This window comes from Paraburkholderia fungorum, assembly GCF_046027605.1.
GTDB lineage: Bacteria > Pseudomonadota > Gammaproteobacteria > Burkholderiales > Burkholderiaceae > Paraburkholderia > Paraburkholderia fungorum_F.
In genome coordinates this window covers 560,590-585,425 of the sequence record NZ_JAQQEF010000003.1, presented here as the reverse complement: position 1 = coordinate 585,425, position 24,836 = coordinate 560,590, and the positions used below count along the sequence as shown (strand labels likewise).

Sequence of the window (24,836 nt, the reverse complement as noted above, 5' to 3'; positions counted from 1 at the left end):
TTGCGGCGGCAAAGAGAAGTAGGTGCCTGCCCCGCACAGGGGCGACGCTAATAGACCAATAACAATTCAAGGAAAGGCCAACGCCGTAGGTATACAACCCAAAAGCACCCCGCAGGCAAACAGATCAAGGAAAGGCCAACGCCGTAGGCAAACAGATAACAAGCGCCCCGCAAGCAGAAAAACCAAGAAAAGCCCACCGCCGCAGGCATACAGAAACAACGGCGCCGCAGGCAAAAAAAACCCAAGAAAAACCCTAACCCCGGAGGGGCATATAATGTCGAACGCACTCGCCGTCCTCCCCAAAAATGCCCGATCTGCTAGCCAATCTAAACCCCGAACAACACGCCGCCGTCACGCTCCCCAACGAGCCAGCGCTCATCCTTGCCGGCGCGGGCAGCGGCAAAACCCGCGTCCTCATCACGCGCATCGCATGGCTCATCCAGCACGGTCTGGCGTCGCCCGCCACCATCCTCGCGGTGACCTTCACCAATAAAGCCGCCCGCGAAATGATGTCGCGCCTTTCGGCACTCTTGCCGATCGATACACGAGGCATGTGGATCGGCACCTTCCACGGCCTGTGCAACCGCATGCTCCGCGCGCACCATCGCGACGCCGGCCTGCCGGCCACCTTCCAGATCCTCGACACCGCAGACCAGCTCTCCGCGATCAAGCGTCTGATGAAGGGCCTCAACATCGACGATGAAAAATACCCGGCGAAAAATCTCCAGTACTTCATCAACAACTCGAAGGAACAAGGCCTGCGCCCGAAAGACGTCGACGCCACGGATAACTTCAACCGAAAATTCGTCGAACTCTACGAAGCCTACGATCAACAGTGCCAGCGCGAAGGTGTCGTCGACTTCCCGGAACTACTGCTGCGCTGCTTCGAACTGCTCGCGCACAATCCGCCGCTGCGCGCCCACTACCAGGCGCGCTTCAAGCACATCCTCGTCGACGAGTTCCAGGACACCAACAAGCTGCAATACGCGTGGCTGAAGATGCTGGCCGGGCAAACCAACTCGATCTTCGCGGTCGGCGACGACGACCAGTCGATCTACGCATTCCGCGGCGCGAACGTCGGCAACATGCGCGACTTCGAACACGAGTTCAATGTCCGGCACATGATCAAGCTCGAGCAGAACTACCGCTCGCACGGCCATATTCTCGACGCGGCCAATCAACTGATCGCCAATAACTCGCGGCGTCTGGGCAAGAATCTGCGCACCGACGCGGGTCACGGCGAACCGGTGCGCGTCTACGAGTCCGCCACCGACACGCAGGAAGCCGGCTGGATCGTCGAGGAAATCAAGGCGCTGATCAGTACCGGCACGTCGCGCAGTGAAGTCGCCATCCTGTATCGCAGCAACGCGCAGTCGCGCACGATCGAACACACGCTGGTCAATGCGGGCATCGCTTATCGCGTGTACGGCGGTTTGCGCTTTTTCGAGCGTCAGGAAGTCAAGCACGCGCTCGCCTATCTGCGCCTGATCGACAATCCGAACGACGACACGGCGTTCGCCCGCGTCGTCAATTTCCCGACCCGCGGCATCGGCGCGCGCTCGATCGAGCAACTTGCCGATGCCGCGCGTCTGTACAACTGTTCGATGGCCGCGGCGATTCCGTATGTCGCGGGCAAGGCGGGTTCGAGCCTCGCCAGCTTCGCGAACCTGATCGGCAGGATGCGCGCGGAAACGCAGCAGATGAGCCTGCCGGAAACGGTCGAATACGTGGTTCGCACGAGCGGCCTCACTGAGTTCTATCAGAACGAACGCGAAGGCCAGGACCGGCTGGAAAACTTGCAGGAACTGGTCAACGCGGCAGCCGCGTTCGTCAGCGAAGAAGGCTACGGCATGGATACGCCGGCCCGCTCGATTCCGCTGCGCCCAGGCGCGACCGCGGCTCCCGAGTTGGCGGTCGCCACCGACGATCCGAATACCGTCGTGCTGGACGCGCCCGGCATCGCCGATCCGGCGCAAAACCCGGACACCATGACGCCGCTCGCCGGTTTCCTGTCGCACGCATCGCTGGAAGCGGGCGACAACCAGGCGCAAGCCGGTCAGGAAGCCGTGCAGTTGATGACCGTGCACGCGGCCAAGGGCCTCGAGTTCACGGCAGTCTTCATCACGGGTCTCGAAGAAGGGCTGTTCCCGCATGAAAACAGCGCGATGGAATCGGACGGCCTCGAAGAAGAACGTCGTTTGATGTACGTGGCGATCACGCGGGCGAAGGAGCGGCTGTATCTGTCGTTCGCGCAGAGCCGGATGCTGCATGGCCAGACGCGTTACAACATCCGTTCGCGCTTCTTCGACGAACTGCCGCAGGAAACCCTCAAGTGGCTCACGCCGAAGGTCGAGGCGGGCGCGCGCTGGGGCGGCCGCTCGGACAACGCCGGCTATGGCCGCGACTGGTTCGCGCGGCCGGGTTACACGGGCGCTTCGTCGTCCACACCGGCGCCGTTGCCGGCCTTTGCAAACGAACAGCGCGCGGCTGAAGCGGGTTTTCGCATCGGCCAGCAGGTGTTCCACACCAAGTTTGGTGAAGGCACGATCACGGCGCTCGAAGGCGGGGGCACGGATGCGAAGGCCCAGGTCAAATTCAAGCGGCACGGCGAGAAGTGGCTGGCGCTGGCGGTTGCCAAATTGCAGGCGGTTGAATGAACGGGGCCGTCTCGCATCGTCCGCTCGGCATTCTCGCCGCCTTGCCGCAGGAACTCGGCGATCTGATCGAAGCGATGCGCGCCGAATCCGGCGTGCGCACCATCACGCACGGTCAGCGTGACTATCACCTCGGGACTGTGCACGGCGCGCCTTGCGTCGTGACGTTGGCGCGCGTCGGCAAGGTCGCGGCGGCGGCCACCGTCAGTGCGTTGATCCATGCGTTCGACGTCGAGGCGATCGTGTTTACGGGTGTCGCTGGCGGCGTGGGAACGGAGGTGCGGGTTGGCGATATCGTCGTCGCCAATGTATTGATGCAGCACGATCTCGACGCGTCACCGCTCTTTCCGCGATTTGAAGTGCCCTTGCTCGGCGTGTCGCGCTTTGCAGCCGACGCGGCGCTCGCCGATCGCCTCGCCGCCGCGTGTGAGCGTTTTGTCGCTGAAGAGGGCGCGGTGCAGGCGGCACGTTTCGGCACACGCAAGCCGCGTGTGCATCGCGGCTTGATCATCAGCGGCGATCAGTTCGTCGCAAGTGCGACAGGCGTCAAAGCGCTACGCGATGCGCTGCCGGATGCGCTTGCGGTGGAGATGGAAGGCGCGGCGATCGCGCAGGTCTGTTACGAGTACGGTGTGCCGTGTGCGGTGGTGCGCACCATCTCCGATACCGCGGACGACCACGCGCCTGAGTCGTTCGTATCGTTTCTCACGGAGATCGCCGGTACGTATTCGAACGCGATTCTGACGCGGTTTCTCGAGGCGCGTCGCGCGTGATCTGCTCGCCGCTTTGGCGTGCGGCGTGTTGATCGGCCGGTCCAATAGCAGGAGCTCGAATGGCGGGCATGCAAGTGCGCCGCTCGTTCACGGCATGGCCGGTCTGAGCGCCGGCTAGTGTTTCGTTGAATCCCCACCCAGTGCCTCGCGCACCTGCTGCAACGCCGCTGGATCTTCGATCGTCGGTAAATCGCCCGGCTCGCGTCCTTCTGCCAGCGCTGCGATCGCGCGGCGCAACAGCTTGCCGGAGCGCGTCTTCGGCAGCATCGACACCACCACCACGCGCGAGGGCCGCGCAATCGCGCCGAGCTGGCGGTCGACCGTCGCGGTGAGCTCGGCTTCCAGCTTGCCGCGTGCCTTGTCGCTCGCGTAAGCCTGCGTGTCGCGCAGCACCACGAAAGCCATTGCCGCCTGGCCCTTCAGCGCATCCGTCACGCCGACCACCGCCACTTCCGCGACCGCCGCATGGCTCGACAACGCTTCCTCGATCTCGCGCGTGCCGAGCCGGTGGCCCGCGACGTTGATCACGTCGTCGGTGCGGCCGAGGATCGTGACGTAGCCGTCTTCGTCCTGAATGCCCCAGTCGAATGTCGAGTAGACCTGCTGGTTCGGAATGCTCGACCAGTAGGTACTGATAAAGCGCTTGTCGTCGCCCCATACCGTCGACATGCAGCCCGGCGGCAGCGGATAACCCAGCGTGAGGACGCCTTTTTCGCCGGGCGGGCAGGGCTCGCCGGTCAGTTCGTTGCGCAAGCTCAGATTGAAACCGGCCGACGGCACGCCCGGCGAACCGAGCCTGGTGGGCAGCGCCTCGACGCCGCGCGGAATCGCCAGCATCGGCCAGCCGGTTTCGGTCTGCCAGTAGTTGTCGATCACGGGCTTGCCGAGCGCGCCGGTGATCCAGGCGGCGGTCGGTTCGTCGAGCGGCTCGCCGGCGAGGAACAGCGTGCGCAGGCTCGACAGGTCGGATTTTTTCAGCAGCGCCGGGTCCTGCTTTTTCAACACGCGCAACGCGGTCGGCGCGGTGAACATCAGATTGATCTTGTGCTGTTCGACGAGGCGCCACCAGATGCCGCCGTCCGGACGAATCGGCGTGCCTTCATACATCACGGTGGTGAGCCCGGCGATCAGCGGTGCATAGACGATATAGCTATGGCCGACCACCCAGCCGACGTCCGACGCGGTGAACATCGCGTCGCCGGGCTTGCCCTGAAAGATGTGTTCCATCGATGCCGCCAGCGCCACCGCATAGCCGCCGACGTCGCGCTGCACGCCCTTCGGCTTGCCGGTCGTGCCCGACGTGTACAGCACATACGAAGGCTCGTTCGATTCGAGCCATTCGCACGGCACATGGGCGTCGAAAAACTGCTCGCGCAGCGGTTCGTAGGCGACGAGGTAGTTCGCGTTCAGACGCTCGGGGGCGAGCTGGCGATCGATCAGCAGCACATGCGGCGTCTTGTGGGCCGCGCGAGCGAGCGCTTCGTCCATCAGCGGCGTGTAGTCGATCACCTTGCCGCCGCGTGCGCCGGCGTCGGCGGTCACGATCAGCACGGGTTTCGCATCGTCGATGCGGGCCGCCAGATTGGGGGCCGCGAAACCGCCGAACACCACCGAGTGAATCGCGCCGAGCCGCGCGCACGCGAGCATCGCGAACAGCGCCTCGGGAATCATCGGCAGATAGAGCAGCACGACGTCGCCGCGCTTCACGCCCAACGAGCGCATCACCGCTGCCATCCGGTTGATTTCCGCGTAGAGCTCGGCGTACGTGTAACGCCGCTCGATGCCCGTTTCTGTCGACACATACACCAGCGCGTTCTGCTGTGCGCGCTCGACCAGATGGCGGTCTACCGCGTTATGACACAGGTTCGTCCGGCCGCCGACGAACCAGCGCGCGAACGGCGGATTCGAGCGGTCGAGCACCGTATCGAACGGCGTCTGCCAGTGAATCCGCTGCGCCTGTTCGCGCCAGAACGCCTCGGGTTGCTCGATCGAGCGGCGGTGGAAGTCGCGGTAACGGGTCATCTGCGGCGATCCTTCTGCTGCGGGAGTGAACGGGTGTCGAATCGTGCGGCTGTCGCACGCGGCGGGAGAGCAGTGCGTAGGTCCGCAACAAGCATAGAGCACGCGCGGCTGTGCGGACAACGCGGGTTCACCATGACGGGTGGCCGCAAAACCGCGAAACCCGTCGCCCAAAGAAAAAGGCGCCGAAGCGCCTTTATCCTCATTCACCGCCGAAGCGGCGCATCACGCCTTCGCGCGCTTGCCTTCGACGTCCGGCAGAAACACCGTGAGCACGCCGATCAGCGGCAGGAACGAGCACACCTTATACACATAGGTGATGCTGGTGGCGTCGGCCAACTGCCCGAGCACGGCCGCGCCAATCCCGCCCATACCGAACGCGAAACCGAAGAACAACCCTGCGACCATCCCCACCTTGCCTGGAATCAGCTCCTGCGCATAGACGAGGATCGCCGAGAACGCCGAAGCCAGCACGAGACCGATGACTACCGTCAACACGCCGGTCCAGAACAGGTTGGCGTACGGCAGCAGCAGCGTGAACGGCGCGACGCCGAGAATCGACACCCAGATCACATACTTGCGGCCGATCTTGTCGCCGATCGGGCCGCCAATCACCGTGCCTGCCGCCACCGCCGCGAGGAACACGAACAGGTGGATCTGTGCGGCCTGAACCGGCAGATGGAACTTGTCGATCAGATAAAACGTGAAGTAGCTATTGAGGCTGGCGAGGTAGAAGTATTTCGAGAACACCAGCAGCATCAGCACGCTCATCGCGAACATCACCTTGTTGCGCGACAGCGTCGCGTGACCGGTCTGGCTGCGCGCCTTCTTCACTGACGGATGAGCCTTGTACCAGCGGCCGATCTGCGTCAACACGACGATCGCGACGAGCGCCGCCACCGAGAACCACGCGATGCTGCGTTGGCCGTGCGGAATCACGATCAACGCGGCGAGCAGCGGTCCGAGCGACGAACCCGCGTTGCCGCCCACCTGGAACAGCGACTGCGCGAGCCCGTGACGGCCGCCCGAGGCCATGCGCGCCACTCGCGACGACTCCGGATGGAACACCGACGAGCCGCAGCCGACCAGTGCCGCCGCGACCAGCAGCACGCCGAAACTCGGCGCGACCGACATCAGCAACAGGCCGGCGAGCGTAAAGCCCATGCCGACGGGCAGCGAATACGGCTTCGGATGCTTGTCGGTGTAGGTGCCGACAAGCGGTTGCAGCAGCGACGCCGTGATCTGGTAGGTCAGCGTAATCAGGCCGATCTGCCCGAACGACAGCGAAAAGTTGTCTTTCAGCATCGGGTAAATGGCCAGGATCAACGACTGGATCATGTCGTTGAGCAGGTGCGAAAAGCTGATCGCACCGAGCACGGAGTAAACCGTGCGCTGGACTTTGGCGGCCGGCTGCGCGGCGGCAGCCGGATTGGCAGAACCAGCGGTTCCGGCAGCGGCGCCGGCGAGGGCGCTTTTATCGAGGCTCGTTTCCATACGCTAGATGAGAGAGAAGAAAAGGGGTGACGGGTGGTGGCTCAAGACTTAAAGGCGATTCAAGCGGCTGGTGCGTCGTCATTCTTCGTGTTCGCGGGCCGATGAACGACTGCGGCATTCCGACACGGCACACCCCCTTGACAGCTAATTATCGAAGTTTAATGTGGCTCCGGCGAATTGTAAGGACAAGTTTTGTCGCGAATCGGACACTTCTCGCTCATTCGGGACCCGCGGGTGCGCTGAAACCGGGAGCACGGTGCACCGCGGCGGTGCTGGCCGCAGGTGTGTTGCCGTTACCACGTCTGGTTGGCGAGCCGTCTGATAAATACGGTTTGTGGATTTTTGGCCATGTATAAAACGGTCGCGGGCGCGAAGCTTACAAGGCGAAGCGTCGAGGACCGGGCGTAACGGTCGGCATGAAGCGAGCGGCGTTAAAGATCGCAGACGTTTATGCCGTAGACCCGGAGAGATAAGCATCAATGCCGGAACTGACCTTCCGGCAGTTCGAAATGTGGGGACGAGAATATGAAAGCAGTTTCGCTGGGCGGCCAGACGGGTGCGGGGTTCGTACCGGAAGGGGAGGTGGCGGGCAAGCCTTCGCCATCGCGTGGACGGGGTAGCCGTCCGCGTGCCGTGCGGCTCAGGGGCTTGTCGGTGAAGGTGACGTTGCGGCTTGCGTTTGCCGTGCTGCTGATCGGCACGCTTGCGATTGGCGTGTTTTCGCTGACCCAGATCAGCCGTCTGAACGCTTCCACGCAATCGATTTACGACCAGGGCCACGTGGCGAGCCGCGCTGCCGAGGAGGCACGTGGCCACACGCTGCGCGCGAGCCGTGCGCAAAAGATGCTGCTGACCGCGACCACGGCCAAGGAGCGCGACGAACTTGGCGCCGACATCGACACGGCTTTGAGCGGCCTCGGCGTGCAACTGGGTACGCTGCAGCACTACGTCGACACATCCGACGCGAAGGCTGTTGATCAGCAGAAGAAATTTGCCGCGGCCGTCACGGTGTGGAGCGGCCATTTGCGTGACTTCGTGAAGCTTGTGAAAGCGCAGCCGCTCGATCTTTCGCAGATGAACTGGCAGGTCGGCATGCAGGACGTGTCGTTGCTGGTCGAGACCGGCAAGCTCGAAAAACTTGTCGACGAACTCGTCGAGCAACGCGGCACGGCGGCAAAGGCGACCATCGAGGCGTCGGGGTTTATCTACCATTCGTCGTTCGTGATGATCACGGTGACGACCGTCGCACTGATCGCGTTGGCGTTCGGCATTAGCGAGTGGGTGGTACGACGCCTTGCTGGCCAGCTCGGCGGCGAGCCTGCGTACGCCAAGGAGATTGCCAGCCGGATCGCCGCGGGCGACCTGTCGAATCAGATTGCATTGGGGCGCAAGGACACATCGAGCATGCTGTACGCGCTGCACGACATGCAAAGCGGCCTTGCAACGACGGTTTCCGACATCGCATCCAGTGCGGATGCGATTGCGACTGCCTCGGGTGAAATTTCGATGGGCAATCTTGACTTGTCGCAGCGTACCGAGTTGCAGGCGATGGCGCTCGAGCGGACTGCGAGCAGCATGGAGCAGTTGACTTCCACGGTCAGACAGAACGCCGACAACGCGAAGCAGGCGAGCACCTTGGCCAACACGGCTTCGGAGATTGCCGAGAAGGGCGGCGAAGTCGTGAGCCGCGTGGTTGCGACGATGAACGAGATCAACGATAGCGCGCGAAGCATTGGCGACATCATTGGCGTGATCGAGGGCATTGCATTCCAGACCAACATTCTGGCCTTGAACGCTGCGGTGGAAGCCGCCCGAGCCGGCGAGGAAGGCCGAGGCTTTTCGGTGGTCGCGGCCGAAGTGCGCAACCTGGCCCAACGCAGCGCGTCGGCGGCCAAGGAGATCAAGGGCTTGATCAGCACATCGGTGCAGCGCGTGAGCAATGGATCGACGTTGGCGCAAGACGCTGGCCAGACCATGGACGAAGTCGTGAAGGCCGTGAAGCGCGTGACCGACATCATGGGCGAGATTTCAGCGGCGTCATCGGAGCAGAGCGCGGGCATCGAGGAGATCAATCTGGCGGTGACGCAGATGGATTCGGGCACGCAGCAGAACGCCGCACTGGTGGAGCAGGCAACGGCCGCAGCAAGATCGCTGGATGATCAGGCGCGTGGCTTGAAGCAGATGGTCGGAAAGTTCAGGTTATAAAACGGCGTCGCGACGAACATCGCGACGGCGCGCGCAGCGTCGCCGGAAGAATGATGGCTTTGCGACAAAAACAAAGGCCGATGAACTTACACAGGCTCAGCGCGAAGCCGCTGGTTTTCCGGATGCCCCGTTCCGGCGAGCGCGCAGTGCGAGGCGGGAAGTATGAGCGCCTTGTCACTGACGCCAAATGTGCGAGAACGCAGATTCCAGATGCACCACTACCGCGACTGTGCGGGGGACCCGCTTAAAAATTAGCGGTTTGAGCCGCTTTCTTTTGCCTACTTTTCTTTGCGGCCGGCAAAGAAAAGTAGGTGCCTGCCCCGCACAGGGGCGACGCTAATACACCAATAACAAAGCAAGGAAAGGCCAACGCCGCAGGCAGACAGAGAACCGAGCGCCGCGAAGCCAACTATCACCATCACCCCGGCCGAACAACCACAGTACAAGTAATCCCCGCCGCCAACACAACCCCTTGAGGCACAGAATCAATCGCAACCCGCACGGGCACCCTCTGCGCCAACCTCACCCAATTAAAAGTCGGATTCACATCAGCCAGCAGCTCGCGGCTTTCGGGATTATCCCGATCATAGATCCCTCGAGAGATGCTCTCGACATGCCCCTGCAGGGTCCCCCCACTCATCAACCGAACTTCAGCCTTATCGCCGATACGAACATGAGGCAGCTTGGTCTCCTCAAAATACCCATAAACCCAGAACGAGTGGCTATCGACAATCGCCAGCTTGGCAGAACCCGCAACCGCATAATCTCCGCGAAACACATTCAGGTTAGTGACATAACCATCAACCGGCGCAACAACCCGAGTCCGTTCAAGATTAAGCTTGGCGGCATCGAGTGCGGCCAAAGCCTGCTGATAAGAAGCCTCAGCAGCAGAAGCAGTATGAGTAGCGTTCTCACGACTCTCCTTGGACACCACCAACGCATCCATATCCGCCCGCCGCTGCGCATCATCCCGCTTCATCTGCAACTCAGCCTTGCGCGCAGCAACAGCAGCCTCGGCCTGCTCAACAGCAATCTGATAGTGCGACGGATCGATCTGCATCAACAGATCCCCTTTCTTGACCAGCTGATTGTCCTTAACAGGCAAATCAACCACCGCGCCGGAAACATCAGGCGCCACATTCACTATCTCAGCGCGCACGCGCCCATCACGTGTCCAGGGCTCATCCATGTAATGAACCCACAACACACGCCCAATCAAAATCGCAACGATAAAAATAATGGCTGTCGCGACGAAGCCAACAATATTTCGGATGGTCATGTTTCGACTCTGATCAACGATAAACGGCGAGACTCAGCACGCCGCACACACACACGAGCAAGCTGGCCCGGAACAAGGACGGATGCCACACCACGCGATACAAGCCGGTATAGGCAATCACGCGGTCCAACACCCAGGTAAGCGCGGCGCCCGCGATAAACAGCAGCACAATGGCCGGCACGTAGGCATCGAAAACGGCGATCTCACGTGGCATGACGAACTCCTTCTGAGGCGCCGGCCCGTCCGCTCATCAGCGCCTCAAGTGGCGATTGCGGATCGAGCAGCGCGGTACGAATGAAATGCAGCTGACTCAAAATGCGTTGCAGCCGATGCCGCTCTTCACGCGGCGGCGTGAAGGTAGCCAGCACCTGCTGGAGCGCGGCAATCGCATCGGTGGTGGCGGCGAGCGCGCGATCGAAACGGTCCGCGCGCGGCCGTTCGAACAGGGCGGTCACCGCATTGCGCATCGCACGTAAGCTGACGCGCCACGGCATCGACTTCGCGTAGCGCGCGTCGGCGGGCAGCGCCGCCACCTCGCGGCGAAGATCGATCATCGCGCTGCCCACTTCGAGCACCGAGAAGAGCCAGCGCAAGGTGTCGCGTTTGAGCTCGGGTTCGTTCTGTGCGAGCGCGTTGATCTGGAACATCAGATCGCGTGCGCCGCTCTCGAAACGCGAACGCACCCGGCGCATGCCCGCGCGGCTCGCCAGCGCCACCTGGCGGCGCAGGTCTATCAACAGGCGGTTGCGCAGCCACGGCGTCGAGGGCGGCAGCAGCACGGCAAAGGCAATCACGCACACCAGCATCGACACCACCAGCGCGATCGCGTCGTTGATGGTGCCGCTCGGGTCGTAATGAATCACGTTGTCCGGGCCGGCCAGGAAACAGAAGAAGATGCAGTAGCCGACGCCGTAGCCGGCCAGCGCCGGGCGCGTCGTCATGAATACGCCGAGCACCAGAAACGGCGTGAGCGCGGCGCACAGCAGAGGAAAGCCGTCGATGTGCGGATACACGCCGTACACCACGATCATGCCCATCACCGAGGCGACCAGTGTGCCGCCGGCCATCTGGAACGCCGTGCGCTTCGGATTCGGCGACGCTGACGCCAGCGCGCACACCGCCGCGGCGTCCAGCGTCAAGGTCGAGCCGCTCGGCCACGCGGTCGCGATCCAGAATGCGCCGAGCACAATCATCACGATGGCCGCGCGCACGCCGGCGACACCCGCGGCAATGCCATTCGTCTTCGGTTCGTAGCGCTCGATCCAGCGCTCGCGTTCGTGCGAGTCGACGGCAAGCGACGCGTAGGTGGCCGCGTAGGCGTGCAGATCGTCGATGAAGCGATACAGCAGTTCGGCGCCCGTGTCGAAATCGAGTAGTGGCGCGTCCGGCTGCGTTTCCAGTTCAGCGCGTGTCGCGCGGACTCGCCTGGGCAGTTCGGCCTTGTACGCGTCGAGCTGCGCGGCGGCGTGGGCCGCATCAGTGGCACTCAGCACGGGTTCGCCCGACTTCGCCAGCAACGGCGCGATTTCCTTGAAGTACGGTTCCAGCGCTTCGACGGCGACGGTCGCGCCGCTCGTGTTGGCGTCGCGCAAGCGGTTCATCAACTGATGTAGCGCGTGAAAGCGCGTCGACGCGGTCATGAACTCGCTGTTCAGACGCGCCAGTCGACCGCCGCGCATCCGCGAATCGGGGCCTTCGAACACCGCGACACTGCGTGCCGCTTCGAACCCGACGATGTCGGCGACAAAGCGCGCATTGGTCGCTTCGATCTGCGCGCGGTCGTTGCGGCCGGCCAGCGAAGCCGACACATACTCGACGAACGCGGAGAAACGCGCGCGCACGGTGCCGCGCATCTGCAAGCCGGCGAACTGGGGAAACACCAGGCCGCTGACCGCGCCTGCGCTGACGATGCCGACCACCACTTCGGCCACCCGCGTCAGCGCGCTCAGAAACGCGCCGTCCGGATGCTGCGAAGCCGGAATGCCGATCAGCGCGGCGGTGTAGCCGGCCAGCACGAAACCATAGGAGCGGAAGTTGCGATTGCGCGCGGCGCCCGCGGTGCAGATGCCGACCCAGATCGCCGTCGTGACGATGAACAGTTCCGGCTGCTGCGCGAACAGGCCGATCAACGCGAGCATCACGACGAGGCCGACCAGCGTGCCGCAGATCCGGTAGAAGCTCTTCGCGAACACCATCCCGCTTTGCGGCTGCATCACGATGAACACGGTGGTCATGGCGGTGCGGGGCTGCGGCAGGTCGAGTTTCATCGCGATGCCGAGCGCCAGAAAGCAGGCGGCGAGCGCTTTGAACAGATAGACCCAGGTGAGCCCGTCGGTGCGCGCCCAGTCGGCGGCGGCCGAATAGAGCGCGGCAAACGATGCCGGGCGCGCAGCGGGAGAGGGGGCGGCTGACATGGTCGGCTTCCTCATTCAGCCGCGCTGGCGTTGACGTTGACGTTGGCGGAAGCGTGGTTTGTGCTTGCCGCGGCGTTATCCGGGTGGCTGGCGGAGCCTGTTTGCGCCGGCGCGTCCGACGGTTTGGCCGCGGTGCTCGAATTAGCTGCCGCAGCGTTACTCTTGCCCTTCCCATGCGCCGGCAATGTCTCGCTCGCCTGCGGACCATTGGCCGGTTCGTCGAGTCCGCCACCCAGCGCCGTGACCAGCGACGCATGCGCGCCAAGGCGCTCGGCCTGAATCTTCGCGACGCCTTCCTGCGCGCGCAGCAATTGGCTTTGCGCGATCAGCACATTCAGATAGTCGGTCAGACCGCGTCGATAACCTTCGCGCGCCAATTCGTAATTCTTGCGAGCCGCCGCGACCGAACGGTCGGCGTCTTGCGCCTGGGTCGCGAGCGAACGGATCCGGATCACCTGATCGGAGATGTCCTTCAGCGCGCCGACGATCGACTGGTTATAGCTATCGACTGCCTCGTCGTAGCCAGCCGACGCCGCGCCGAGTTGCGAGCGCAAACGCCCGCCGTCGAGGATCGGCAGCGACAGCGCCGGACCCGCGCTCCAGCTATGCGACGGGTCTTTCAGGAACTGGAACAGCGGCCCCATTGCGGCATATCCGCCGATCGACGCCAGCAGGTTGATGTCCGGATAGAAGCTAGCCTTGGCGACATCGATGCCGCGTGCTTGCGCCGCGACCGTCCAGCGCGCCGCGACCACGTCCGGCCGATGACCGATCAGATCCGCGGGCAGTGCGCTCGGCAGACTGGCAGGTGCGTTGTCGAGCGAGAGCGTCGGACGCTGGATCGTGTCACCCGCGCCAGGACCCTTGCCGGCCAGCGCAGCCAACTGATTGCGGCCGAGCGCGATCTTTTCCTCGATCTCATCGATCTGACGTTCGTACTCCGGCAGCGGCGTTTCGGCCTGGCTCACTTCGAGCTGCGTGCCGATACCGCCTTTCAGACGACGGTTCGCCAGATCGACGATCTGCTGCTGTTGCTGCAGCGTGGACTTCGCGATATCGAGCAGCGCGTAGTTCATCGACATCTCGATGTACGTGCGCACCACGTTGCCTTCCAGTTCGAGCTGGGCGGCGCGGAAGTCGGCGGCGCTGGCGTGAGCGGCGTCGAGCGCGCGTTCGGCGGCGTTCTTGTCCTTGCCCCAGAGATCGAGGTTGTACGACAGACCCAGCGTGCCGGTGTTGTTCCACGATTGCTGGCCCGCGAGCGGACCCGGGCCGTAATACAGGTTGTCGGCCCATTTTTGACGCTGAATCGACAGACTGCCGTTCACTTGCGGCGACAGCGCCGAACGGGCCACGCCCGCCATCGACACGGCTTCGCGCACCCGCGCCTGGGCGACTGCGAGACTCGGATTGCCCGTCTGCGCGGCTTCGATCCACGTATTGAGTTGCGGATCGTTATAAGCACGCCACCAGTCGACGGCCGGCCATTGGGCGTCCGCATTGGCTGCGCGGATGGCGTTGCCTGCGTCGAGCGACGAGGGCTCGATTCCGCGATCTTGCGGCGCGATGCCTCCGGTACTGGCACAGCCGGCGATTGTTAATAGGATCGTAAGAACCACGGCTGCGGCGATCCCTTTCTGTACCGGAGACTGCACGATTTCCTCCAAATTTGGTTATAGAAGCATGTGCGTCATTATATTTTTCGATTGATTGGGGAATAACCGGTAAAGATGCAAGGCATTTTTACGCGATATGAGATAATCGCCTTTGCGAATCGTGCAACAATCGCTACCGATCTCTTGGAAAAAGTATGGATACGCTTCAAAACATGCGCGTATTTGTCCGCGTCGTCGAAGCGGGCAGCTTCACAGGTGCCGCGCAACACCTGAACACGACCACGGCGTATGCGTCGCGCGCGGTTTCGGACCTGGAAGCGCACCTGCGCACGCGTCTGTTGAACCGCACCACGCGCCGTATTGCGCTGACCGAGGCGGGCGAGCGCTATCTGCAGCGCTGCGAGCAGATCCTCGCGTATGTGGATCAGGCCGAAGCGGAAGCCAGCGACGCTCACGCGCGTCCGTCCGGCAAGCTCAAGGTCCATGCGATGACGAGCTTCGGCCAACACTATGTGGTGCCGGCGGTGGGCCGCTATCAGGCGCGCTATCCGGACGTGCATATCGAATTGACGCTCGCGCAGCGCATGCCCGATCTGCTCGATGAAGGTTTTGATGTCTCGCTGACTCTCGCGACCGGCCTGCCGGATTCGGGGCTCGTGTCGCAGCGGCTGGGCAGCGCGTTCAGCATCGTGTGTGCATCGCCGGCTTATCTGGAGCGGCACGGCGTGCCGCAAACCCCCGCGGACCTGGCGCGCCACACTTGCCTGCAAATGGTCACGCCGATTTTTCCCACCGACAAATGGATTTTCGACGGCCCGAACGGCGAGGAAACGGTTGTCCTTGGCCCGGCCACTTTCCAGGTGAATGTCGCCGAAGCGATGGCTGTCGCGGCGTCCAGCGGCATGGGCGTGGGGCTGATTCCGATCTACTCGGCGATCAGCGGTTTGCGTAGCGGGGACCTCGTGTGGCTCTTGCCGGAATACACGTCGCAGGAAATGAATCTGTACGCGCTGTACCCGTCACGGCAGTATCTGGATGCGAAAATCCGCACTTGGGTCGAGTTTCTGCGCGACGAATTGCCGGTCACGCTGGCCGTCGATCAGGAAGAATTGCGCCAGTTCGCACGCGCCTGAAGCCGCGCCGCGCGGGCGGTTGACCGTTGTTGACCGGATTTGACACAGGCGGCATGACAGCCTGTTACATAAGTGCCGCGCCGCAACATTTCCTTACTTCTGCCTCGCGATCGATTTGCTAACGTGTGGTTCATACGCTGCCGCTTTCAGCCGGACGCGTTCAATAAGTTGCCGTTCGGCAAATCGCAAGAAACGCAACAACCGCAACAACCGCAACAACCGCAAGAATTCAAGGACGAGGAACTCATGGATACGCATCTGATGATCGGCGTGGCCGTCATGTTGGGACTGATCGGAATCGCCGCCTCGCGCGATCTGTTGCGCCGTCTGCGCGAACAGCAGCCGCAACTGGTGCCGATCAAGGTCGAGCGTCCTGATCCGCAGGCCCAGCGGCACGATCGTTGAAGCTTGTGAGCGCGCTGGATTGCCCGGCGCGCGGTGATTGAATTCGCTGTTGCGTTTTTTCGGCGTGTTTTTTGCGCGTCGCTCCACGCTCCGCACGCCTAGTGCAGTGCTTCGATCAGACCCGGCTCGTCATTGAGCGTGCGGTCTACCTCCGGACTCACCCGATGCCAGCGAAACCGCGCGGCGGGCAGGCAGGCGCTCCGCGCGAGCTGTTCGAGTTCGTCGAACTGCAGAGCCACATCCAGCCAGCGGCGCGCCGCCTCGGGCGCGAATACCAGCGGGCGGCGATCGTGCACATCGATCAGGCCTGCGTCTGCGGTGGCCGTCACGATCACCAGTCCCATGCCGTCCGTTTGCGCTTCGGTGCCGCGTACACTCGATAAGGCCGCGAGGTACATGGGGACGGCGCTTTTAAGATGCACAAAGTAGGGCTGACGGGCCGTGGCCTCGGCTTGCGCGCCGGTGATCCCGTTTGATGGTCCGGGCACCGCTTCCATGCGCCATTCGAACCAGCCGTCTGCCGGCACCAGTACCCGTCCCGTTTTCCACAGGTCTTTGAAGTAGCGCGTATGCGGCGCGGTTTCGGCGCGCGCGTTGATCGTCTGCGGCAGATGCTGCGCGCGTGCCCAATCCGGGCAATACCCCCAGTGGATCGCGCGCAACGTCTGGTCCGGATAAATCGCGAGCGGATGGGTGCCCGGCGCGAGGTTGTAGCCGGGGCGCCGGTCTGCGGCGTCGAACAGCATGAGCGGATCGGCGAGGCCGAGCTGCTGGGTGTACAGATGCGGATCGCGATACTGGCTGATTCGACCACACATGAGCAACCTCCGGAAATGACCGGTCGCGCCGGTTTGGCCGATTGGAGCAGGCCGGCGATGGGGCGGCGGTACGGATGGCGCCGATGCGCTGAGTATGTCAAGGCCAAGGCCACGCAAGCCAAGCCAAGGCCTAGCCGCGCAAGCCAACGCCAACAAGCCAATCACGTGCCGGCGAGACTTGACCCGACGACCACAGCGTAGTGCGTCGCGCCAGGCCGCGCTACCCAGATCGGCCCGAAGCCGATGCTATATCTCTACGACCTTATCCCACGTGAACTGCGGATTTTCCCACTGCCCGGTGCGTCGGTCGAAATAGCCACGTGGATTGCAGACCACGCGCGTGCCGTTCACGGTGTAATCGAACGGCGTATGCGTATGCCCATGAATCCACAGCGCGACGGGCGCACGCACCAGCTCCGGCAAATGATTGACGAAACCGGCCGACACGCGATCCTGCGCGTAGCGCTCGGCCAGACTCAGCCGATGCGGCGCGTGATGCGTGACGACGATCGTCTTGCCGTCGAACGGTCTGGCGAGCTCGTTTTCGAGCCAGGCGCGCGCCTGGTGGTGCAGCGCGAGAGAATCGCCAGGAGTGAAGTCGCGCGGCGAGTCCTCGGTGCCGTGCGGCCAGTTCATCTGGATCAGGCCGCGGAAGTCGAGCATCACCCGGCGCGAAGCGTCGATGCACTCGGCGAGCGTGTCAGGGTCCGTGCCGAATAACGCAAAGTCGCTCCACAAGGTGGTGCCGAGCACGCGCCAGCGGCCTTGCGGGTCGACCAGCGCGGCATTGTTCAGCACATGCACGTTATCGACTTGCGCGGCCGCGTCGTAGAGGGCCGCGTCGAGCGCGCCGAATTCGCCGTCGTAGTACTCGTGATTGCCGGGCACGTAGACGACCGGCACGGTGCCGTCGAAAGCTTGCGCGGCCCAGCGCGGGCCGGCCGCATGATTGTGGATGTCGCCGGCCAACACGATCAGATCCGCGTGCGCATGCGGGATCAGCTCGGGCTCGTCGTTCTCCAGATGCAGATCGGACAGCACTCGAATCTTCACGACGACATCTCCTGCAATGGCCCTCGCACCAGATGGCGAAGGCTTCAGACCAAAGGCTCAACAACCGCCAGGGGCTTTAAACCAAACCCTCAAACCCTAGCGTAGCACCTTGCCCGGATTCATCAGGTTCAGCGGGTCGAGCGCGTGTTTGACGGCGCGCATCAGCTGTACCTCGACGTCCTGCTTGTAATGCATCGCCTCGTCGATTTTCAACTGGCCAAGGCCGTGCTCCGCGCTGATGCTGCCGCGATGCCGGTGCACGCTGTCGTAGACGAGCTGGTTGATCGGACCTTGCCAGGTCTTGAGAAACGCCTTTGCGTCGACGCCCTCTGGCGCCTGCACGTTGTAATGCAGGTTGCCGTCGCCGAGATGGCCGAACGTGACCATGCGCACGCCCGGCACGGCTTGCGCGATCGCCGCGTCGGTTTCCTCGATGAAGTGGCCAATGCGCGAAATCGGCACCGCGATATCGTGCTTGATGTTCAGGCCTTCCTCAGCCTGCGCGAGCGGGATGTGTTCGCGCAGATTCCAGAATGCTCGCGACTGCGCGAGGTTTTCCGCGACCACCGCGTCTTCCACCAGACCTTCTTCGAGCGCGGTTTCCATCAGGCGCTCGAACAGTCCGCGCGCGTGCTCCTCGTTCTCGCTGTCCGACAACTCCAGCAGCACGACTTGCGCATGCGGTTCGGCGAACGGATAGCGCATCTGCTCGAAATGCCGGCCCACCAGCCGCAGACAGAAATCAGACATCAGTTCGAAGCCGGTCAGAAGTGGCCCGGCGACGCGTTGCGTGAGCGACAGGAAATCGAGTGCCGCATGCGGCGACGCGAGTGCGGCGAGCGCCGTGACACGCGCGGCCGGTTGCGGATGCAGCTTGAGCACCGCGGCGGTGATGATGCCGAGCGTGCCTTCCGCGCCGATGAACAGATCGCGCAGGTCGTAGCCGGTATTGTCCTTGCGCAGTCCGCGCAGGCCGTCCCACAGCTCGCCTTGTGGCGTAACCACTTCCAGGCCCAGACAGAGTTCGCGCGTGTTGCCGTAACGCAGTACGCCGGTGCCGCCCGCGTTGGTGGCGAGATTGCCGCCGATCGTGCAACTGCCTTCCGCGGCGAGACTCAAGGGGAACAGGCGGCCGGCTTCTTCGGCGTGCTTCTGTACTTCGGCGAGGATCACCCCGGCTTCGACAGTGATCGTGTTGTTATGCGGATCGATATCGCGCACACGGTTCAGACGCCGCAGACTGATGATCGCCTGCGCGCCGCTTGCATCCGGCGTGGCGCCGCCGGCCAGACCGGTGTTGCCGCCCTGCGGCACCAGCGCGATGCGATGCTCGACGGCGAGTTTGACGAGCGCCGCGACCTCGTCAGGCGTGGCCGGGCAGAGCACGGCGCAGGCCGCGCCGGTGTAGCGGCGGCGCCAGTCGGTGAGGTAGGGGGCGGTGTCGTGCGGGTCGGTCAGTACGTGGGCTGTGCCGATTGCGTCGCGGCAAACAGTGAGGAAAGCGGTTTGGGTCATGTTGGTCGGTCAGGATGTTCGGCGGATAGGTTACGCGGCAAGCGCTGTTTTCATCGAGTGCCTCCTTCGGCCTGGCCGGCGTTCGGCTTTGCGTTCTCTTTTGTTGCGTGATTGGCCGCCTGCCTGGCTGCCCGTTTTGCCGCGCGCTTGAACGGAGCGACATAGGCGAGCGTGCAGACGAAAAAAACCACGGAGAGCGCGGTTTCGAGCCAGCCGAGGCGGGCGCTCAGTCCGCGATCGCTCCAGCCGCGGACGATGCCCTCGGCAAAATACAGCAGGATCAGCATCGAGGCCCATTGCAACGTGTAAAGCCGATGCCGCCACACGCCGGGCAGGGCGAGCAATAGCGGCAAGGCTTTGAGCACCAGCGCCGAGCCGCCTGGACGCAGCGGCGCGAGCCACCATTCCCACGCGACCGACAACACGATCAGCGCGAGCAGGGCGGCAGTGGCGCCGAATGCGGCGGCGGTTTTCGGCGCTGCGTCCGGTTCGCTCACGGCCGTTCGCTCAGGGATGCCGCCGCGCGGGCAACACGTGCGCCGAGGGCGATCGCCAGCGTTTTTTCGTCGGCGGAGATGCCCTGTTCGGCGGTGCCCGCGCGTGCGAAATGCGACGCGCCGTACGGCGTGCCGCCGGTTTGCGTGGTGGACAGCGCGCTCTCGGTGTACGGGATCCCGACGATCAGCATGCCGTGATGCAGGAGCGGCAGCATCATCGACAACAGCGTGGATTCCTGGCCGCCGTGCAAACTGCCCGTGGACGTGAACACGCAGGCCGGTTTGCCGGACAGCGCACCCGAAAGCCACTGCGGCGTAGTGCCGTCGAGAAAGTATTTCAGCGACGCGGCCATGTTGCCGAAGCGGGTGGGCGAACCCAGCGCCAGACCGGCGCATTCCTCGAGGTCGCGCAGTTCGACGTAGGGCGGTCCTTCAGCGGGAATATCCGGCTGGGTCGCTTCGCAGACGGTGGAAACCGCCGGCACGGTGCGCACGCGCGCCTGCATGCCGGGGACGCTGTCGACGCCATGCGCGATCGCCAGCGCAAGTTCGCGCGTGGCGCCGTGACGGCTGTAATAAAGCACGAGAATGTCTTTCATAGGCCTCATCGGTGAGCGGGTATTATAGGGGCTGGGTCCGCTGCACAGGCCATCCATAGCCATTCGGCCAGGCCTCGCGCTCTGTCCTGACACACGGTTTCATGAAGCAAGGAGGTGGGTTTGTTGTCCAGAGTGCGTTTCGATCTCGACACGCTCAAACGGCTCGCGCAGTTTGCCGCGAAGCGCAGTAGCGAAGACCGCATTCCGCAGGTGGCCGGCAGCCTTACGTTCACCACCATGCTCGCGCTCGTGCCGCTTGCCACGGTCGCGTTCGCGCTGTTCACCGCGTTTCCGATTTTCAGTTCGTTCCAGATGTCGCTGCAGATTTTCCTCGCCGACCATCTGATGCCGGCGCAGCTCAATAGTCAGATTTTCAATTATCTGAACCAGTTCGCTTCCAAGGCGAAGGGCCTCACGACCATCGGCATGATTTTTCTGTTCGTCACCGCCGTGATGACGATGATGACTGTGGAGTCCGCCTTCAATGTGATCTGGCGGGTGCGCAAGGCGCGGCCATTCGCGCAGCGCATTCTGGTCTACTGGGCGATCATCACGCTCGGTCCGATTCTGATCGGCGTGAGCCTGTCGATTTCTTCCTATCTGTTCACGCGGTCCATGGCGTTCAGCGCCGCTCAACACATTACGCCGGTGATCGACTGGGCGCTGACCAGCGCCGCGCTGCCATTGACGGCGCTAGCCTTCACGATGCTTTACGTGTTTTTGCCGAACTGCCGCGTGGAATGGCGCGATGCGGTGATTGGCGGGATTACGGCCGCGATCGCTTTCGAACTCGCCAAGCGCGGCTTTGGCTATTACGTGCGCCGTATTCCCACCTACACGGCGGTGTACGGTGCATTTGCCGCGGTGCCGCTGTTTCTGCTGTGGATGTACCTCTGCTGGTTCATCGCACTGGCCGGCGCGATGATCGCGTCGGCGTTGCCGGCGATCCGGATTGGCCAGTTTCATCGGCCGACTTTCGAAGGCAGTGATCTGTTCGATTCGCTCGAATTGCTCGCGCGGCTTTCGGAAGCGCGCGATGCCGGCAAGCGCGGCTACACGGTGCCGGAGCTCTCGCGAATGCTTCGTCGCGAGATGGACACCACGATCAAGCTGGTGCAAAAGCTCGAAGAGATCGAATGGATCGTGCGCTTGCAGGAGGACGGCATGCGTCCGCATTTCCTGCTGCTGGCAAATCCGGCGCAGATCACGGTCGAGCAGCTGTTCAACTTATTTGTGATCGATCGCGCGGAGCTCGAATATCAGCTGCAACTGGACTCCACACGCGTGGATGGCCAGACGCTTCTGGCGGCGCTGGAAAACGACAAACTGAAGGTGACGCTCGCCGCGTTGCTGGCGGCGCGTGCTGCCGCACGGGCAGCGCGTGCCCAGGACGGTGAGCAAGGCGCGGCTTCGATGCCTCATCAGGCTGCATGAGCAGGTTGCCCGAACGCGCCGGCAGACCTACAGAGAAATCTTCCCGACGCAGATGTCCTTGAACATCACCCAATCGCCCATCAGGCTATAGAGCGGATGCCGGAAAGTAGCCGGGCGATTCTTCTCGAAGAAGAAATGCCCGACCCAGGCGAAGCCATATCCACAGATGACGGCAGCCGGCAGCCATAGCCAGTCACCGGTGGCGAGCGCCATGGCGAGGCAACCGATCACGCCGAGCGAACCCACGAAATGCAGCCGCCGCGATACCGTGTTGCGATGCTCGCTCAGGTAGTACGGGTAGAACTCCGCGAAGCTCGCGAAGTGATCGGTGTGCGCGGTTTGAGCCATCATGGCCTCCGAATGTCGACGCTGGTCGATTCCGTGCCCGTCGCTCCCAGGTTGCTTCGCGGCGCGCCGGGATGCTCGGAACGCACTCGAAACAGGACAGGCTTGAACCATTGTGCGGCTATCGGGCCATGCGCGCAACCTGGCCATTCGGCCGATGGCGCATCTGCACCAGTGCACTTATCGTGATGACTCGCAGCGTTTACTGACCCCCGTATGAAACCGTGCCTGTGGCCTGCGAGGCGAAGCTGAACAGCGCGTCGAGGGTGGCGTCGGGCTGCTCGGTCATCAGCGCATGGCCGGCTTCGAGCACGACAGTATCGACCGGTACGCCGGCTCGAGAGAGCGCGTCGGCGAGCGCTTTGGCCGCGCGTGGCGGCGTCATTGCGTCGCGCCGGCCCACGATCAGGCGCGTCGGGCAACGCACCTCGGTAGCGCGTGTGAGGCCGTCCGCGTAGCTGTTGCACGCGGTGAAGTCGGTGTGGAACAGGTGCGTCTCGCCGTTCGCCGAGACACGCTCCATCAGCCGCTGGTTCATGCCGTACAGCCAGAAGCCGGGGCCCGGGCACGACGGCTTGGCGGCGAGCGTCGAATGCGACCATTGATTGACCATGTCGATTGCCTCGGGCTCGCGATTCAGGGCGGCGTCGAGCAACGCGTCGGAGACGGCCATCGGCATGGCGGTGGCGAGCAGCGCCAGGTGCGTGACGCGCTCCGCATAGCGGCCGGCGAAGTCGAGCGCGATCAGCGAGCCCATGCTGTGGCCGGCCACGAGTGCGCGCTGTACGCCGGCGGCGTCGAGCAGGGCGGCCAGCCAGTCGGCCATTGCTGTCACGCTGGTGAGCGCGGGGCCGGCGCTGCGGCAGTGGCCCGGCAGATCGACCGCCAGTACGCCGAAGCCGTGATGCGCGAAGTAACGCGTTTGCAATGCCCACACGCTATGGTCGTGCTCGGCGCCGTGGATGAATACCGCGGTCGGCAGGTTAGGGTCGAAGGGTTTGCCGCCGGTGTACGCGTAGGCTGGCTTGCCTTGAACGGTGAGGATCATGCGGACTCCGGGCGGGGTTTGGTCGCGTCAGCGGATGAGCTGCCGTGGGCTGGCGCAGCGGATGAAGGGGAGGGGCTGTTTTTCGCTGCGCCGGACGAACCAGATGGTCCACTCCCCGGCACACTCGTCCCACCCGCTTTCTGCGCGGCTTTCAGCGCACGCTTGAGGTCGTCGATCAGATCGTCGGGGTCTTCAAGGCCAATGGACAGGCGGATCGTGCCTTCGGCGATGCCGGCGGCGGCGAGTGCGGCGGCGTCCATGCGGAAGTGCGTCGTCGACGCCGGGTGAATGACCAGCGAGCGTGCGTCGCCGACGTTCGCGAGGTGCGAGAACAGCGATAGCGTTTCAATGAAGCTGCGTCCGGCGGCGCGGTCGCCGCGCAGATTGAAGCTGAACACCGCGCCCGCGCCGCGCGGCAGCAGACGCTTCGCGAGCGCATGGTCCGGATGCGATGGCAGTTCCGGGTAGGCGACGGCTTCGACGGCGGGGTGTGCGCACAGGAACTCAACCACCTTGCGCGTATTCGCGACGTGCCGCTCCATGCGTAGCGGCAGCGTCTCGATGCCTTGCAGGAGTTGCCAGGCGGCCTGGGGATGCAGGCAGGCGCCGAAGTCGCGCAAACCCTCGCGGCGTGCGCGCAGCAGAAACGGTGCGACGGTGCTTTCCTCGGCGAATACCATGCCGTGAAAGCCCTCGTACGGTTCGGTGAATTCGGGGAAACGGCCGGACGCATTGAAGTCGAACGTGCCGCCGTCCACCAGCACGCCGCCGATCGTGGTGCCGTGCCCGCCGAGGAATTTGGTCGCCGAGTGATAGACGAAGTCGGCGCCATGCTCGAACGGCTTGAGCAGATAGGGCGTGGTGAAGGTCGAGTCGACCAGCAACGGCACGCCGTGCTCGTGCGCGATTTGCGCGACGGCGGCGATATCGAGCACGTCGAGGCCCGGGTTGCCGAGCGTTTCGCCGAACAGCAGGCGCGTGTTCGGGCGCAGCGCGGCGCGCCACGCGTCGGGGTCTCCCGGTTTGACGAAGGTCGTTTCGATGCCGAAGCGCCGCAGCGTGTAGTGCAGCAGGTTGTGCGAGCCGCCGTACAGCGCGCTGGAGGCGACGATATGGGCGCCGGCGCCCATCAAGGTGGCGATCGCCAGATGCAAGGCGGCCTGGCCGCTCGCCGTGCCGATCGCGCCCGCGCCGTTTTCCAGCGCGGCAACGCGTTCCTCGAACACGGCCACGGTCGGATTCGAGATGCGCGAATAGACGTGGCCGGCGCGCTCCATATTGAAGAGCGCCGCGGCATGGTCCGAGTCGCGGAACGAAAACGAGGTAGTCTGGTAAATAGGCGTGGCGCGCGCGCCGGTGGTGGGGTCGGGCGCGGCGCCGGCGTGCAGCGCAAGCGTATCGAAACGGTTGGCGGACATGCTGGGCGGCGAGGCCACGGACAGCCTCGCGAAAGGTGAAAGTGGCGGCCATCCTATCACCGGCATGGATCGCTTCAAGCGCGGTTTTCCCGATGCACGGGGTGGGGACGGCACCGG

General features: G+C 63.6%; 20 protein-coding genes. 5 read left to right on the top strand and 15 right to left on the bottom strand.

Features of this window, described 5'->3' with window-relative positions; all coding sequences use genetic code 11:
- Positions 1-305 precede the first annotated feature (305 nt).
- Positions 306-2,657 carry a UvrD-helicase domain-containing protein gene (locus PQR53_RS08705; protein ID WP_408452327.1) on the top strand — a complete coding sequence of 784 codons (2,352 nt, stop codon included), beginning with the start codon at positions 306-308 and terminating at the stop codon, positions 2,655-2,657.
- Entirely contained in the window at positions 2,654-3,427 is a 774-nt protein-coding gene (locus PQR53_RS08700; protein ID WP_408452326.1) for a 5'-methylthioadenosine/adenosylhomocysteine nucleosidase, read from the top strand. The genes PQR53_RS08705 and PQR53_RS08700 overlap by 4 nt, the downstream gene beginning before the upstream one ends.
- 114 nt (positions 3,428-3,541) lie before the next feature.
- On the opposite strand, the gene PQR53_RS08695 is transcribed toward PQR53_RS08700, so the two are convergent.
- Complete coding sequence (locus PQR53_RS08695; RefSeq protein WP_408452324.1) at positions 3,542-5,449, bottom strand: propionate--CoA ligase; 1,908 nt, start codon at positions 5,447-5,449, stop codon at positions 3,542-3,544.
- Between the two features lie 222 nt (positions 5,450-5,671).
- Complete coding sequence (locus tag PQR53_RS08690) at positions 5,672-6,940, bottom strand: MFS transporter (RefSeq protein ID WP_408452322.1); 1,269 nt, start codon at positions 6,938-6,940, stop codon at positions 5,672-5,674.
- 525 nt (positions 6,941-7,465) lie between these two features.
- On the opposite strand from PQR53_RS08690, the gene PQR53_RS08685 reads away from it, so the two are divergent.
- On the top strand, positions 7,466-9,145 hold the full coding sequence (locus PQR53_RS08685; protein ID WP_408452321.1) for a methyl-accepting chemotaxis protein: 1,680 nt from the start codon (positions 7,466-7,468) through the stop codon (positions 9,143-9,145).
- Between the two features lie 418 nt (positions 9,146-9,563).
- On the opposite strand, the gene PQR53_RS08680 is transcribed toward PQR53_RS08685, so the two are convergent.
- Genes PQR53_RS08680 through PQR53_RS08665 form a run of 4 tightly spaced genes read right to left on the bottom strand, consistent with a single transcriptional unit; the run spans position 9,564 to position 14,493 of the window.
- Positions 9,564-10,424, bottom strand: a complete 861-nt coding sequence (locus tag PQR53_RS08680) for an efflux RND transporter periplasmic adaptor subunit (protein ID WP_408452319.1) — start codon at positions 10,422-10,424, stop codon at positions 9,564-9,566.
- Between the two features lie 13 nt (positions 10,425-10,437).
- The gene (locus tag PQR53_RS08675) at positions 10,438-10,638 is read right to left on the bottom strand and encodes a DUF1656 domain-containing protein (RefSeq protein ID WP_323046404.1); all 201 of its coding nucleotides are present in this window, start codon (positions 10,636-10,638) and stop codon (positions 10,438-10,440) included.
- The gene (locus PQR53_RS08670) at positions 10,628-12,838 is read right to left on the bottom strand and encodes an FUSC family protein (RefSeq protein WP_408452317.1); all 2,211 of its coding nucleotides are present in this window, start codon (positions 12,836-12,838) and stop codon (positions 10,628-10,630) included. The genes PQR53_RS08675 and PQR53_RS08670 overlap by 11 nt, the downstream gene beginning before the upstream one ends.
- A gap of 11 nt (positions 12,839-12,849) precedes the next feature.
- On the bottom strand, positions 12,850-14,493 hold the full coding sequence (locus PQR53_RS08665) for an efflux transporter outer membrane subunit (RefSeq protein ID WP_408452315.1): 1,644 nt from the start codon (positions 14,491-14,493) through the stop codon (positions 12,850-12,852).
- Between the two features lie 155 nt (positions 14,494-14,648).
- On the opposite strand from PQR53_RS08665, the gene PQR53_RS08660 reads away from it, so the two are divergent.
- Positions 14,649-15,587 (top strand): LysR family transcriptional regulator, encoded by a 939-nt coding sequence (locus PQR53_RS08660; RefSeq protein ID WP_408452313.1) that lies wholly within the window; start codon positions 14,649-14,651, stop codon positions 15,585-15,587.
- Between the two features lie 93 nt (positions 15,588-15,680).
- Here PQR53_RS08660 and PQR53_RS08655 read toward each other — a convergent pair whose 3' ends face one another.
- The 6 genes from PQR53_RS08655 to wrbA all read right to left on the bottom strand — a co-directional run bounded on the left by PQR53_RS08655 (position 15,681) and on the right by wrbA (position 20,474).
- Positions 15,681-16,079, bottom strand: a complete 399-nt coding sequence (locus tag PQR53_RS08655; protein ID WP_408452354.1) for a hypothetical protein — start codon at positions 16,077-16,079, stop codon at positions 15,681-15,683.
- 11 nt (positions 16,080-16,090) lie between these two features.
- Positions 16,091-16,810, bottom strand: coding sequence for an SOS response-associated peptidase (locus PQR53_RS08650; RefSeq protein ID WP_408452311.1), 720 nt, complete (start codon positions 16,808-16,810; stop codon positions 16,091-16,093).
- A gap of 246 nt (positions 16,811-17,056) precedes the next feature.
- A complete protein-coding gene (locus tag PQR53_RS08645) occupies positions 17,057-17,863 on the bottom strand; it encodes a metallophosphoesterase (RefSeq protein WP_408452309.1) in 807 nt (268 codons plus the stop codon).
- A 96-nt stretch (positions 17,864-17,959) separates the two neighbouring features.
- On the bottom strand, positions 17,960-19,378 hold the full coding sequence (locus tag PQR53_RS08640) for an FAD-binding oxidoreductase (RefSeq protein ID WP_408452307.1): 1,419 nt from the start codon (positions 19,376-19,378) through the stop codon (positions 17,960-17,962).
- 50 nt (positions 19,379-19,428) lie between these two features.
- Positions 19,429-19,875: a DUF2069 domain-containing protein gene (locus tag PQR53_RS08635; protein WP_408452305.1), complete on the bottom strand. Its 447-nt coding sequence runs from the start codon at positions 19,873-19,875 to the stop codon at positions 19,429-19,431.
- A complete protein-coding gene (gene wrbA, locus PQR53_RS08630) occupies positions 19,872-20,474 on the bottom strand; it encodes an NAD(P)H:quinone oxidoreductase (protein WP_408452303.1) in 603 nt (200 codons plus the stop codon). Before wrbA ends, PQR53_RS08635 begins: the two co-directional genes overlap by 4 nt.
- A gap of 120 nt (positions 20,475-20,594) precedes the next feature.
- Between wrbA and PQR53_RS08625 the strand changes: the two genes are divergently transcribed.
- A complete protein-coding gene (locus PQR53_RS08625) occupies positions 20,595-21,908 on the top strand; it encodes a YihY family inner membrane protein (protein WP_408452301.1) in 1,314 nt (437 codons plus the stop codon).
- A 27-nt stretch (positions 21,909-21,935) separates the two neighbouring features.
- Here the strand turns inward: PQR53_RS08625 and PQR53_RS08620 are convergent, their stop codons facing one another.
- The 3 genes from PQR53_RS08620 to PQR53_RS08610 all read right to left on the bottom strand — a co-directional run bounded on the left by PQR53_RS08620 (position 21,936) and on the right by PQR53_RS08610 (position 24,719).
- Positions 21,936-22,256, bottom strand: a complete 321-nt coding sequence (locus PQR53_RS08620) for an Mpo1-like protein (protein WP_012433756.1) — start codon at positions 22,254-22,256, stop codon at positions 21,936-21,938.
- Positions 22,257-22,455: 199 nt separating this feature from the next.
- The gene (locus tag PQR53_RS08615; protein WP_408452299.1) at positions 22,456-23,301 is read right to left on the bottom strand and encodes an alpha/beta fold hydrolase; all 846 of its coding nucleotides are present in this window, start codon (positions 23,299-23,301) and stop codon (positions 22,456-22,458) included.
- Positions 23,298-24,719, bottom strand: a complete 1,422-nt coding sequence (locus PQR53_RS08610; RefSeq protein WP_408452297.1) for an O-acetylhomoserine aminocarboxypropyltransferase — start codon at positions 24,717-24,719, stop codon at positions 23,298-23,300. Before PQR53_RS08610 ends, PQR53_RS08615 begins: the two co-directional genes overlap by 4 nt.
- Positions 24,720-24,836: the final 117 nt, after the last annotated feature.